Source organism: Bradyrhizobium sp. CB1015 (assembly GCF_025200925.1).
In the GTDB taxonomy this organism is placed as follows: domain Bacteria; phylum Pseudomonadota; class Alphaproteobacteria; order Rhizobiales; family Xanthobacteraceae; genus Bradyrhizobium.
The window spans coordinates 5,980,074-5,993,336 of record NZ_CP104174.1 but is presented as its reverse complement, the minus strand read 5'-3'; the positions used below and the strand labels follow the sequence as shown (position 1 = coordinate 5,993,336).

Sequence of the window (13,263 nt, the reverse complement as noted above, 5' to 3'; positions counted from 1 at the left end):
AACGGCTGGATCAGAAGTCCATGCCGCCCATGCCGCCGCCGGGGGGCATCGCCGGGCCGGCGCCGCCCTTCTTGGGCAGCTCGGCAACCATGGCTTCCGTGGTGATCAGGAGCGCGGCCACCGAGGCTGCGTTCTGGATCGCGGTGCGGACCACCTTGGTCGGGTCGATGATGCCCTTCTTGACGAGGTCGGCATATTCGCCGGTCTGGGAGTCGAAGCCGTAATTGTAGGCCTTGTTCTCCAGGATCTTGCCGACGATCACCGAGCCGTCTTCACCGGCGTTGATCGCGATCTGGCGAGCGGGCGCCGACAGCGCCTTGCGCACGATCTCGACGCCGGTCTTCTGGTCGTCGTTCTTGGTGCGCAGGCCCTTGAGCTGCTCGGAGGCACGGAGCAGGGCGACGCCGCCGCCCGGGACGATGCCTTCCTCGACCGCAGCGCGGGTCGCATGCATCGCGTCATCAACGCGATCCTTGCGCTCCTTCACCTCGACCTCGGTCGCGCCGCCGACGCGGATCACCGCGACGCCGCCCGCGAGCTTGGCGAGACGCTCCTGGAGCTTCTCACGGTCGTAGTCCGAGGTGGTCTCCTCGATCTGCGCCTTGATCTGGGCCACGCGCGCCTCGATGTCGGCCTTCTTGCCGGCGCCGTTGACGATCGTGGTGTTCTCCTTGTCGATCATCACCTTCTTGGCGCGACCGAGCATGTTGAGCGTGACGTTCTCGAGCTTGATGCCGAGGTCTTCCGAGATGGCCTGGCCGCCGGTCAGGATCGCGATGTCCTGCAGCATGGCCTTGCGGCGGTCGCCGAAGCCCGGAGCCTTGACGGCCGCGACCTTCAGGCCGCCGCGCAGGCGGTTCACGACCAGGGTCGCGAGGGCCTCGCCTTCGACATCCTCGGCGACGATGACCAGCGGCTTGCCGGTCTGCACCACGGCCTCGAGCAGCGGCAGCAGCTCGTTCAGCGAGGAGAGCTTCTTCTCGTTGATGAGGATGTAGGCGTCGTCCATCTCAACGCGCATCTTGTCGGCGTTGGTGACGAAGTAGGGCGAGATGTAGCCGCGGTCGAACTGCATGCCCTCGACCACGTCGAGCTCGGTCTCGAGCGACTTGGCTTCCTCGACGGTGATGACGCCCTCGTTGCCGACCTTCTTCATGGCGTCGGCGAGGAACTTGCCGATCTCGGCATCGCCGTTGGCCGAGATGGTGCCGACCTGGGCGATCTCGTCGTTCGAGGTGACCTTCTTCGAGTTCTTCTCGAGGTCAGCCACGACGGCTTCGACCGCGAGGTCGATACCGCGCTTGAGGTCCATCGGGTTCATGCCGGCGGCGACCGACTTGGCGCCTTCCTTCACGATCGCCTGGGCGAGCACGGTGGCGGTGGTGGTGCCGTCGCCGGCCGCGTCGGCGGACTTGGAGGCGACTTCGCGCACCATCTGCGCGCCCATGTTCTCGAACTTGTCGTCGAGCTCGATCTCCTTGGCGACGGTGACGCCGTCCTTGGTGATGCGGGGAGCGCCGAACGACTTGTCGAGCACGACGTTGCGGCCCTTCGGACCGAGCGTGACCTTCACCGCGTTGGCGAGAACGTCGACGCCGCGCAGCATCTTGTCGCGCGCTTCAACCGAGAATTTGACTTCTTTGGCTGCCATCTGGATTTTTCCTTGGATCGGTTTGACTGGAGGGAGGAGAGGGGCTCTTAAGCCGCCTTCTTCTTGGACTCGCTGACTTCGAGAACGCCCATCACGTCGCTCTCCTTCATGATCAGCAGGTCCTGGCCGTCGATCTTGACCTCGGTGCCGGACCACTTGCCGAACAGCACGCGGTCACCGACCTTCAGGTCGATCGGGATCAGCTTGCCAGCTTCGTCGCGGCCACCGGGGCCAACGGCGACGACTTCGCCCTGGGAGGGCTTTTCCTTGGCAGTGTCGGGAATGATGATGCCGCCAGCGGTCTTCTCTTCTGCGTCGATGCGCTTGACCACGACGCGGTCGTGAAGCGGACGGAATTTCATGCAGTCCTCCTAAATATTTGCACGAGTTGAGGATTTTGAGATTGTTAGCAATCGTTGCCCGCGAGTGCTAGCACGGGCGACGCTGAAATAGGACAGGAATTTTGCGGGGGCAAGGGTTTGTAGCAGAAAAATTAGCAGCCGAAAGCGCGGACTGCCAGAAACCCATTGCCATCGTTAACCAGCCTCGGAGGCCTCTTTGAGGCTCCTGGAAGGCCGTATTAGCACGGGGAAGCATCTGCTGCTAAAGCATTGAATTTCAACAGCTTGTTAAACTTTCGGGCTTGAGATGAGTTGTCAGTTTGCGTCACATTTCTCGTCTGTGAGCGCATCGTTTCCGGGTGGCTCCCCGGGGCACGGACAAGCCACTCGCCGAATGCGCTCCTGCAAAGGAGGTTTGGCATGGGACTGCGCGTTGGGGGTGTTTCCGACGATTTCCGGAAGCAGATGCTGGGCTACGGGCTGACGACGGCACAAATTCTTTATCGGATGCCGGATCATCCTTCGCTGCTGCAGACCTATGTCTGGCAGAACTACGACATGTTTCCGAAATTCCCCGCGCTGACCGATTTCCTGGCGTTCTGGCAGGAGAAGCTCGACGGCCCCCTGCATTCGGTCACGGTGGCGCATTGCAAGCTGATCAAGCCGGCCGAGCTCCGCGCCGTCGACGGCGTGTTCCGCTTGCATTGAGCTGATCACCCGTAGCGCAGGGTGGCGAGGCGAAACCCATTGCCTTCGCAAATCCTGGGATGATGGGTTTCGCAAGAGCTCTACCGATCCTACACGCGCGCATTTCTGTGCTAGCCTCTCTTCACAATAACGACGGGAGGCAGCCATGGCCAAGAAGGTGAAATCGCGCAGCGCAGCTCAAGCCGCGGTCAAGAAGCGGAGCGGCGCCAAGGCGGCGGCGCGATCCTCCGCACGCAAGGCCGTGAAGGCGAAGGCGCGCACTGCCGCGCCGAAAAAGCCCGCACGTCCGAAGCAGCGCATCGCCGTCAGCCATCACCGCGAGGAAGACTTCAAGGCCGACGGCCTGCGTGCCTACGCGAAGTACCGCGATCTCGGCATCGCCGAGGCGACCCACGGCCTCGCGCAGGCGCATGTGATCCGCTTGCAAGGCCCCTGCAACCCGGCCGAGGTCTCCAAGCTCCACTATCACGACGTCGAATTCCAGATGGTCTACGTGCTCAAGGGTTGGGTGAAGACCTATATGGAAGGGCAGGGCGAGACCTTGATGAAGCAAGGCAGCGCCTGGACGCAGCCGCCGAAGATCAGGCACATGATCCTGGACTATTCGGACGACGTGGAGCTGCTGGAGGTGATCCTCCCCGCCGAGTTCAAGACGGTGGAGCTGAAGGCGTAAGCGCGCGACTCTTGATCGCTAAAATGCGGTCAATCGGCTAAACCGGGCGGTCAGCAATCGGGATGATTTCAGCCGCCCCGCAAACTCGGTGCTAACCAGTCGCAAATACCTCTCGCGTCAACTCAAGGCTGTGACAACGCGAGAATGCTTTCATGGCGACCAACACTTTTGGCCGACGCGGCACCGTAGCGCCAGCTCCAAGAGCATCGTTTCGACCGGCCCCCGTGCCGGTCGCCGTAGAGGAGCCCTCTTCAAGCGAGGAGAGGTTTTTTGCCGACAACAAGCTTCTGGCCGATATCCCCTTCCTCACCATCGGCCTGATCTTCGGTCTGCTCCTGATCTTCGTTCTGCAACGCAGCCTGGCCATCGACATTGCGCGAGACGGCGACCTCGATGTGCGCTCGCTGATCGCTCAAGGCGCGTCCGGCTACGATCTCGTCGTCGGACGGGGGGAGTGGTGGCGGATCGGCCTTGCGCCGCTTCTGCATGGCAGCGGCTGGCATCTCGTGAGCAATTGCGTGGCGCTGTTCATCGTCGGGGTCAGGCTGGAATCGCTGATCGGCCGCGGCTGGTTTGCCTTGATCTTTATCGCCGGTGCATTGGCCGGTGAGGCCGGCTCGCTGCTGGGCAACGGCTCCGGCACGGTCGGCGTCGGTGCGTCCGGCGCCATCACCGGGCTGATCGCAGCGCTGTTCGTTGCGAGCTTCGATCCCGAAGCGGACGCCGATCAAACCATATCGAGGCTGAAGACGTCGCTGTTCTTCGGTGTGCCCGCACTGCTGCCGCTCGCCTTCGGCGCGTCCGGCAACGTCAACTATTATGCCCATGCAGGCGGTGCGGTGGCCGGCGCCGCGCTCGCCGTCACGCCGTGGCTCGCCTTCTGGTCTTATGACAGCCTGCCGCGTAGCGCGAGCATAACGTTGCTCGCGGGATTCATCGGATCTCTCGTTTGCGCCGGCTTCGCCGCCGCGCATTATTCGGCTTACATGGCCGATGCCGCGCACTATATCCGTGCGTCGGAAGTGTCGGTGAAGGCTAACGAGATGGTCAGCCGGTCGCTCGATCTTGTCACCCGCTACCCAAAGGACGCGCGGGCTCACGTCTACCGTGCCGTCTTCTTCCTGGAGCAGGCGAACCTCAGTGCGGCCGAGTCGGAGGCGCGAACCGCCATGTCGCTGGCAGCCTCGGACGTGGCGGGAGGGCCGGTGCGTTCCGGCGCGCAGGGCCTGATGGCGGTGTTGCTATGGGCGCAGGGGCGAACCAGCGAGGCAAAGGCCATGGCGGCCGAGCCGTGCCGCGCCAAGATAGCTGAGGTTCGCCGTATCCTGCAGAAGTCGAAATTGTGCGGTTGATGCAAAGACTCTCACCGCCGTCATTGCGAGGAGCTCTTGCGACGAAGCAATCCAGACTGTCTCCGCGGACGCATGTCTGGATTGCTTCGCGGAGCTTGTCATCGGGCCGCGCTACGCGCGGACCCGGTGGCTCGCAATGACAGGCGGAGAGACCTACGCCAGCACTCCCACCACCGCCCCCATCAGACACGTCGTCAGCGTCCCCGACACGATCGACTTCAGCCCCAGCGCGTTGATCTCCTCGCGCCGCTCCGGCGCCATCACCCCTAAGCCGCCGATCATGATGCCGAGGCTGGCGAAATTGGCGAAGCCGCACATCGCATAGAGCATGATCAGGCGCGAGCGCGGATCGAGCGTATCGAGCGGCAGCTTCGAGAAGTCGACATAGGCGATCAATTCGTTCAGCACGGTCTTGGTGCCCATCAGGCTGCCGGCGGTGATCGCCTGATCCCACGGCAATCCCATCAGCCAGCACACCGGCGCCATGACGAGACCGAGCAGCCGCTGCAGCGAGATCGCGGCGCCGCCGACGTGCGGGAGCAGGCCGAGGATTGCGTTGACGAGATAGACCAGGGCCACCAGCACCAGCAGCATCGCGACGATGTTGATCAGCAGCTCGATGCCGGCGCTGGTGCCTTTGACGATCGCGTCCATCGTGCTGGCGATCTCCATTTGCGGATGCTCCAGCGCGCCGCCGGTGCGCTTGTCGGATGTCTCGGGCACCATGATCAGGCTGACCAGGATCGCCGCCGGCGCCCCGAGCACGGAGGCGATGACGAAATGCGCGGCGGCGTCGGGAATGAGCGGGGCCAGCAGCGTCGCGTAGAGCACCAGCACGGTGCCGGCGATGCCGGCCATGCCGCCGGTCATCACCAGGAACAACTCGCTGCGCGTCATCTGTGCCAGATACGGCCGCACGAACAGCGGCGCCTCGACCATGCCGAGGAAGATGTTGGCGGCGGTCGAGAGCCCGACCGCGCCGCCGACGCCCAGTGTGCGCTCCAAGAGCCAGGCCATGCCGCGGACGATCGGTGGCAGCACGCGCCAATAGAACAACAGCGTCGTCAGCACGCTCATGACCAGCACGATCGGCAGCGCCTGGAACGCGAGGATGAAGTCCGCGCCCGGCGCCTTCAGGTCGAAGGGCAGGGCTCCGCCGCCGACATAGCCGAACACGAAGGCGGAGCCGGCCCGCGAGGCCGCCGAGATCGCGCCGACCGCGTCGTTGATGGCACCGAAGGCATGGGCGACGACCGGCAGCTTCAGCAGCACGAGGGCGGTGACGAAGGTCGCGGCGAGGCCGATCGCCGCCTGGCGCAGCGACACGGCGCGCCGATTCTCCGCCAACGCGAAGGCGATCAACAGCAATGCGAAAATGCCGAGTGCCGATTGCAAGCGCAGCATGGTGTCCCCAAACCCTCAATGATTATGGCCGCGCCTGCGCTGCAAAGGCAATGCCGGAGCAGCTGGAAACGCGCCGGTGTTGACAAGCGGGGTCACCTCGGCCACGCGGGAGGCCATCGAGGGAAAGAGCGGTCAGAGGGTGATCCAACAGGCGATGCCAGAGCAGCCAATATCCGGACATCGATCGGTCAGCGCCGGCGCGCTTCTCGCCCACCGTGCCTTCCTGTTCTTCCTGCTCTCACGCAGCCTGTCGCGCTTCTCCAGCCAGATCGCGGCCGTCGCGATCGGTTGGCAGATCTACGATCTCACCGGCTCGGCCTTCGACCTCGGCATGGTCGGTCTCGTCCAGTTTCTGCCCACCGCGCTTCTGGTGTTCGTCGCCGGCCACGCCGCCGACCGCTACGAGCGCAAGCGTGTGGTCCAGCTCTGCCAGCTGGTGGAGGCCGCGACCGCGCTCTATCTTGCAACCATCACCTATCTCGGCGCGGTCAGCGAGGTGCAGATCTTCATCGCGACCTTCCTGCTCGGGATCGCCGGCGCGTTCGAGAGCCCGACCACGGCGGCGCTGCTGCCGCTGATCGCGCCGCAGGGCTCGCTCCAGCGCGCCACTGCCGTCTCCAGCGGGGCGGCGCAGGTCGCGACCATCACGGGACCTGCGCTCGGCGGCATCGCCTATGCGGTCGCCCCGCACCTTGCCTATGCCGTGATGGTCCTGTTCTGGGTCTTGGGGATGATCTTGACCGGCTTCATCCGCCCGCGCCCGCAGGCGATCGCAAAGGAGGGGGTGGACTCGGACGACATCTTCGCCGGGGTCCGCTTCATTCGCAGCAACCCGGCGATCCTCGGTACCATCTCGCTCGATCTGTTCGCCGTGCTGTTCGGCGGCGTCACGGCGCTGCTGCCGATCTATGCCCGCGACATCCTGCAGGCCGGCCCGGTCGGGCTCGGCGTGCTGCGCGCCGCGCCGGCGGTCGGCGCTTTGCTGATGACCATGGTGCTGGCGCGACATACCATCTCGCGGCATGTGGGCCTGCGCATGTTCCAGGCCGTGATCGTGTTCGGCCTCGCCACCATCGTGTTCGCATTGTCGTCCTGGATGTGGCTGTCGGTACTGTCGCTCGCCGTTTTGGGTGCGGCCGATACGATCAGCGTCGTGATCCGTTTCTCGCTGGTGCAGCTGTCGACGCCCGACGAGATGCGCGGCCGGGTCGGCGCGGTGAATTTCCTGTTCATCAACGCCTCGAACCAGCTCGGCCAGTTCGAGAGCGGCCTCACGGCCGCCCTGTTCGGCGCCATGCCCGCCGCCGTGCTCGGCGGCGTCTGCACGGTTGCCGTGGCGCTGTTGTGGATGAAGCTGTTTCCAACCCTGCGGAAGGTGGAGAGCCTGGAGTAGGGGAAGTCTCGTGTCCCGGACAAGCCGCAACGCATCAGCGTTGCGGCGCAGAGCCGGGACCCATAAGGCCAAGCACGAGATCGCGGAGGCATGGGCCCCGGCTCAGCAGCGCGTCATTGCATGCCGCGCTGCGTCCGGGGCACGAGACCGATGCCCTAGATTGCTGCCGTAATGAATGTCGCGGATAGAGCATAGAGGAATCAATGAGATCCCTATTGTGCATGGGGTTGTTTTCGCGCTTTTTGTTCAGCCCCGCCCCACGAACGGCATCTTGGTCGCCATCACCGTCATGGTCAGCACGTTGGCATCGAGCGGCAGGCTGGCCATGTAGGCCACGGCATCGCCGACCGCTTTCGCGTCCATGCGCGGCTCGTGCTTGGTGGTGCCGTCGGGCTGCAGCACGCCGGGGCCGTTGACCATGCGATCGGTCATCGGGGTCGCGGCATTGCCGATGTCGACCTGGCCGACCGCGATGTCGTACATGCGGCCGTCGAGATTGCTCGCCTTGGTCAGGCCGGTGATGGCGTGCTTGGTCGAGGTGTAGGCCGCCGAGAACGGCCGCGGCGCGTGCGCGGAGATCGAGCCATTGTTGATGATGCGGCCGCCGCGCGGGCTCTGGTCCTTCATGATGCGGAAGGCGTGCTGGGTGCACAGGAACGGGCCGGTGAGGTTGGTGTTCACCACGGCCTGCCATTGCTCGAGGCTGAGGTCCTCGAAGTTCACGGCCGGCGCGCCCATGCCGGCATTGTTGAAGAGCACGTCGAGGCGGCCATAGGTCGCCTTCACCTTGTCGAACAGCGCGGCAATCTGGTCCGGCTTGGTCATGTCGGCGGTGACGCAGAGGCTTTTTCCCGCGGGTCCGAGCTTCGCCGTCTCCTCGAGCATGTCGAGCCGGCGGCCTGCGAGCACCACGGTGAAGCCGGTGTTCATCAGCGCCAGCGACGCCGCGCGCCCGACGCCGGTGCCGGCGCCCGTCACCAATGCGATCTTTTTCGCTTCACTCATCGTTTCCTGCCTTTTCTCTTCTGTCAGGTCTTGGGTTCTTTGTCGTTCTTGTAGGGCGGGCGCGGAATGTTCTGATGAGCCGCGCGCAAGGCCGCCGACCAGCGTGAGCGCAGGTCGTGGAAATAAGGCTCGCCCGCCTCGATGCGGTGGTTGAGATCCGCTTCGCAGGCGTCGGTGCGCACCACCAGCACATCGATCGGCAGGCCGACGCCGAGATTCGATCGCATCGTCGAGTCCATCGAGATCAGGCCCGTCTTCAGCGCCTCGTAGAGCTCGACGTCGTAATGCATGGCGCGGTCGAGCACCGGCTTGCCGTATTTGTGCTCGCCGATCTGCAGGTAGGGCGTGTCGGTGGTGCACTCGATGAAATTGCCGGCGGTGTAGACCATGAACAGGCGCATGCGCGCGCCCTTGATCTGGCCGCCGAACAGGAAGGAGACGTCGAAGGAGACGTCCTCGGATTTCAGCGCCGGCCCTTCGGTGGCATGCACCGCGCGGATCGCCCGGCCGATGCGCTGGGCGGCCTGGAACATGGTCGGCGCATTCATCAGCGTCTCGATCTCGCCCGTGTTGGGGTCTTCGAGGCCCTCGGTCAGCGTCGACAGCACCGACTGGCTGATGGCGAGGTTGCCGGCACTGGCGATCGCCATGATGCGCTCGCCGGGCTTGGAGAAGATGTGCAGCTTGCGGAAGGTCGAGACGTTGTCGAGGCCGGCATTGGTGCGGGTGTCGGCAATCATCACCAGACCGTCCCGAACCAGGATTCCGCAGCAATAGGTCATTTCCAGTCCCCGAACGCGTTTGCGCGGAATTACTAGCCAATTTCGGGGAGGCATGAAACCCCCGATTCCCGCGGGGGAAGGCTGTCATTCCGGGGCGCGTAAGCGCCAGCCCGGAATGACGCTAGCTTTGCCGCTCAGTCCGCGGCATCGACCAGAAACGCCTCGTCGACGGGCACGCCGAGCGCCGTGACCAGCCGGTTGGTCTCTGCGGCCATGCCGACGATGGCGAGCAGCTCGCCATATTCGGCCTCGGTCATGCCCTTGGCCCGTGCCGCGGCCGTGTGGGAGTGGATGCAGTAGCTGCAGCCATGCGCGATCGACACCGCAACGTAGAGCATTTCCTTGACCTTGGGATCGAGTGCACCCGGAGCCATCACCTCCTTGATGCTCTCCCAGGTCCGCCGCAGCGTCTTCGGATCATGCGCCAGCGCGCGCCAGAAATTGTTGACGAAGTCCGATTTCCGCACCTTGCGGATATCGTCGAAGACGGCGCGCGCCTCGGCCGAGAGTTCATCATCCGAAAGCAGTTTCACAGTCGCCATGGGCTACCTCGCCGGTCTGATCAGATCCCGCAAGTGTAGCACGCCGAATGCGTTCGGCTGGCAACTCCTAGCCCTGCCGCTGGGACTGCGATTGCGACTGCCCGCCGCGGCCGGCCTGTTCGACCTTCACCGCCACCGTCAGCGTTTCCGTGCCGCCGCCGTAGCGCGTGCCGCGCACCGGGGCCGCGCCGAGATAGTCGAGCCCGATCGCAACGCGGACATGCGCGTCGGTAGCGCAGATGCTGTTGGCGGGATCGAAGCCGACCCAGCCGAGATCGGGCACATAGGCCTCCGCCCAGGCATGGCCGGCGTCCTGATGCAGGGTGTCGTCGGCGCGCAGGAAATGCCCGGAGACGAAGCGCGCCGGCACGCCGCCGGCGCGGGCGCAGGCAATAAAGATTTGCGCGTAATCCTGGCAGACCCCGCGCTTGAGCGTGAACGCCTCCGCTGCGGACGTGCCGCTGTTGGTGGGGTCCTCGTCGAACGTCATGTGATCGGCAACCTGCGTCATCAGCGTGTGCAGGAAGCCCAGCGTGTCGCTCTCGGCCTCGCTGCGCAACTGGCGTGCGACCGCCGCCATCGCCGGATTGACCGAGGTGAGGTCGGTGGCGCGCAGGAACATGCCGGGGGGAAAACGCTCATCGGCGCCGCGCAGCACGCCGCCGGTGTCGTGGGTCTCGATCAGCCCTTCGGCAATGATCTGGATGTCGCCGACGGGCCCGCAGGACAGCACGTGGGTGAGGTTGCCGAAGGCGTCCTCATGCATGTCGAGCTTGGTGTCGGTAGAGACGTCGATCTGCCATTCCGCGACGTACTGCCCGTCATGGCTGCCCGGCGTCATGCGCAGGATCTGGATCACGCTGGTGGCCGGCGGCTCGTAGCGATAGGTCGTGGTGTGCAGGATTCGCAGGCGCATGGTGTTTTGATTCCGTCATTCCGGGGCGATGCGCGAGCATCGAACTCCGGGGCGCAATTGCGCACCTGAGAATCTCGAGGTTCCGGGTCTGGTGCTTCGGACCATCCCGGAGCGACAGCGTGGGTCAGATCAAATACTGCTTCGTGATGATTTCGCCCAGCCTGGAATTGTCCGCGATGAATTCCTGAATGAATTCATGCACGCCATGCTGGAAAATGTCGTTCATGTTGCTGTGTTCCAGCCGGTTGCGGATGCCGCGGGCGTGGCGCTGGGCCGGGCCCTGGCGGCCATAGGCGACGCCGATCTGGTCGAGGTTGCGAACGAGGTTGCCGTAGCAGCTGGCGAGCGAACGCGGCAGCGTGTCGTTGAGGATCAGGAGGTCCGCGATCAGCCATGGTTTCAGCGTCTCGCGATAGACCCAGTGATAGGCCGTCAGCGCCGAGACCGAGCGCAGGATCGAGCTCCACTGGTAGAAGTCGAGCGGGCCGCCGACATGCTCCTCCTCGGGCAGCAGCACGTGGTACTTCACATCGAGGATGCGCGCGGTGTTGTCGGCGCGTTCCAGATGCACGCCCATGCGCGAGAACCAATAGGCGTCGTTGCGCAGCATGGTCCGATAGGCCGAGCCGTCGAAGCGCAGCGAGGTCTCCTGCACAAAGCGCAGGAATTTTGCGAGGTCCTCGCGCGTCGAGGTGCCCTTGCTCCACACGGCCTGAAGCTCGATCCAGGCCGAATTGATGGTGTCCCACATCTCGCTGGTCAGCGCCGTGCGCACCGAGCGCGAGTTCAGCCGCGCCGCTTCGATGCAGTTTCGGATCGAGGACGGGTTGTTCTGGGAGAACGAGAGATACTCGACGACGTTGTGCTCGTTGGCTTCCTCATAGGCCTGATAGAAGCTCGCGGCGACGCCGGCGGTGAGCAGCGCCGAATCCCATTCATTGGTCTTGCCGATATAGGCGGCGGGAAGCGCGGTGACGCGCAGCGTCGCATCGATGGTGCGCGCGAGATATTCGGCCCGTTCGACGTAGCGGGCGAGCCAGTAGAGGTTTTCGGCGGTACGCGACAGCATCTCTCTACTCGTCCAAAATCCAGGTGTCCTTGGTGCCGCCGCCCTGGCTCGAATTCACCACCAGGGAGCCTTCCTTGAGCGCAACGCGGGTGAGCCCGCCCGGCACGATCGTCGTGCTCTTGCTGCCCGTGAGCACGAAGGGGCGAAGATCGACGTGGCGCGGGGCGAGGCCCGACGCCGTGCAGGTCGGGCAGGTCGAAAGCGCCAGCGTGGGCTGGGCGATGAAGCCTTCCGGCTCGCGCTTGAGCTTGTCGCGGAACGCTTCGATCGTCGCCTTGGTCGCGGCGGGACCGATCAGCATGCCGTAGCCGCCAGAGCCGTGCACTTCCTTGACGACGAGCTCGCTCAAGTTGTCCAGCACATAGGCGAGGTCCTTCGGCTCGCGGCAGCGCCAGGTCGGCACGTTCTTCAGGATCGGCTCCTCGCCGAGATAGAATTTCACGATGTCGGGCATGTAGGAGTAGATCGCCTTGTCGTCGGCGATGCCGGTGCCGACGGCGTTGGCGAGCGTGATGTTGCCGGCCGCATAGGCCGACATCAGGCCGGGCACGCCGAGCACGGAATCGGGACGGAAGGTGAGGGGATCGAGGAAATCGTCGTCGACGCGGCGATAGATCACGTCGACCCGCTTCAGCCCTTCCGTCGTCCGCATGAACACTTCGTTGTTCTTGACGACGAGGTCGCGGCCCTCGACCAGCTCGATGCCGAGCTTGTCGGCGAGGAAGGAGTGCTCGTAATAGGCCGAATTGTAGACGCCTGGGGTGAGCAGGGCCACCGTCGGCTCGCCAGAGGCGCCTTGCGGCGCGACCGAGCGGAGCGCGGCGAGCAACTCGTCCGGATAGCGCTCGACCGGCGCCACCTTGTGGCGGGCGAACAGATCCGGAAACAGCCGCATCATGATCTCGCGGTTTTCCAGCATGTAGGACACGCCCGACGGCGTGCGGGCGTTGTCCTCCAGCACGATGAAGTCCTCGGCGTCGACCCGGACGATGTCGATGCCGGCGATGTGCACGTAGACGTCATGCGGCACCTGCTGGCCGTTCATCTCGGGCCGGAACACCGGATTCTGGAAGATCAGGTCGTCGGGCACGACCTCGGCGCGCAGGATGTCGCGGCCGTGATAGATGTCGCGCAGGAACATGTTGAGCGCGCGCACGCGCTGCTTCAGGCCCCTCTCCAGGACGGCCCATTCCTTGGCGGACATGATCCGTGGAATCACATCGAAGGGGATCAGGCGCTCGGTGGATTCGGAATCGCCGTAGACCGCGAAGGTGATGCCGATCCGGCGGAACAGGAGCTCGGCTTCCTGACGGCGATATTCGAGCGCCTCGGGAGGCGTGTCCTTGAGCCAGCGCGCCAGCTCCTGATAGGCGGGGCGAAGGTCCCCGCCGGGAATGTTCATCTCATCAAACGCGACTGCCATAGAT

General features: G+C 64.5%; 13 protein-coding genes. 4 read left to right on the top strand and 9 right to left on the bottom strand.

The genetic code is table 11. The features are described from left to right. Positions 1-10: 10 nt before the first annotated feature. Positions 11-1,651 (bottom strand): chaperonin GroEL, encoded by a 1,641-nt coding sequence (groL, locus tag N2604_RS28065; RefSeq protein WP_057029537.1) that lies wholly within the window; start codon positions 1,649-1,651, stop codon positions 11-13. Between the two features lie 47 nt (positions 1,652-1,698). Beyond that, positions 1,699-2,013, bottom strand: a complete 315-nt coding sequence (locus tag N2604_RS28060) for a co-chaperone GroES (RefSeq protein WP_025037205.1) — start codon at positions 2,011-2,013, stop codon at positions 1,699-1,701. 399 nt (positions 2,014-2,412) lie between these two features. Between N2604_RS28060 and N2604_RS28055 the strand changes: the two genes are divergently transcribed. From N2604_RS28055 to N2604_RS28045, 3 genes are all read left to right on the top strand, one after another. Next, positions 2,413-2,700, top strand: coding sequence for an usg protein (locus tag N2604_RS28055; RefSeq protein WP_260371313.1), 288 nt, complete (start codon positions 2,413-2,415; stop codon positions 2,698-2,700). A 145-nt stretch (positions 2,701-2,845) separates the two neighbouring features. After that, positions 2,846-3,373, top strand: coding sequence for a cupin domain-containing protein (locus tag N2604_RS28050; protein ID WP_260371312.1), 528 nt, complete (start codon positions 2,846-2,848; stop codon positions 3,371-3,373). A gap of 224 nt (positions 3,374-3,597) precedes the next feature. Then, positions 3,598-4,725: a rhomboid family intramembrane serine protease gene (locus N2604_RS28045; protein ID WP_260371311.1), complete on the top strand. Its 1,128-nt coding sequence runs from the start codon at positions 3,598-3,600 to the stop codon at positions 4,723-4,725. A 153-nt stretch (positions 4,726-4,878) separates the two neighbouring features. On the opposite strand, the gene N2604_RS28040 is transcribed toward N2604_RS28045, so the two are convergent. Then, entirely contained in the window at positions 4,879-6,129 is a 1,251-nt protein-coding gene (locus N2604_RS28040) for a NupC/NupG family nucleoside CNT transporter (protein WP_260371310.1), read from the bottom strand. A 154-nt stretch (positions 6,130-6,283) separates the two neighbouring features. On the opposite strand from N2604_RS28040, the gene N2604_RS28035 reads away from it, so the two are divergent. After that, positions 6,284-7,522 carry an MFS transporter gene (locus tag N2604_RS28035; RefSeq protein WP_260376322.1) on the top strand — a complete coding sequence of 413 codons (1,239 nt, stop codon included), beginning with the start codon at positions 6,284-6,286 and terminating at the stop codon, positions 7,520-7,522. 246 nt (positions 7,523-7,768) lie between these two features. Here the strand turns inward: N2604_RS28035 and N2604_RS28030 are convergent, their stop codons facing one another. From N2604_RS28030 to N2604_RS28005, 6 genes are all read right to left on the bottom strand, one after another. Beyond that, positions 7,769-8,527, bottom strand: coding sequence for an SDR family oxidoreductase (locus tag N2604_RS28030; RefSeq protein WP_260371309.1), 759 nt, complete (start codon positions 8,525-8,527; stop codon positions 7,769-7,771). Between the two features lie 23 nt (positions 8,528-8,550). Continuing rightward, positions 8,551-9,309, bottom strand: coding sequence for a proteasome-type protease (locus N2604_RS28025; RefSeq protein ID WP_025037198.1), 759 nt, complete (start codon positions 9,307-9,309; stop codon positions 8,551-8,553). Positions 9,310-9,443: 134 nt separating this feature from the next. Then, positions 9,444-9,851: a carboxymuconolactone decarboxylase family protein gene (locus N2604_RS28020; RefSeq protein WP_260371308.1), complete on the bottom strand. Its 408-nt coding sequence runs from the start codon at positions 9,849-9,851 to the stop codon at positions 9,444-9,446. Positions 9,852-9,918: 67 nt separating this feature from the next. Next, positions 9,919-10,767: a transglutaminase family protein gene (locus N2604_RS28015; RefSeq protein WP_260371307.1), complete on the bottom strand. Its 849-nt coding sequence runs from the start codon at positions 10,765-10,767 to the stop codon at positions 9,919-9,921. A gap of 124 nt (positions 10,768-10,891) precedes the next feature. After that, complete coding sequence (locus N2604_RS28010) at positions 10,892-11,836, bottom strand: alpha-E domain-containing protein (RefSeq protein ID WP_036015356.1); 945 nt, start codon at positions 11,834-11,836, stop codon at positions 10,892-10,894. 4 nt (positions 11,837-11,840) lie between these two features. Continuing rightward, the gene (locus N2604_RS28005) at positions 11,841-13,259 is read right to left on the bottom strand and encodes a circularly permuted type 2 ATP-grasp protein (protein WP_260371306.1); all 1,419 of its coding nucleotides are present in this window, start codon (positions 13,257-13,259) and stop codon (positions 11,841-11,843) included. Between the last annotated feature and the right edge of the window lie 4 nt (positions 13,260-13,263).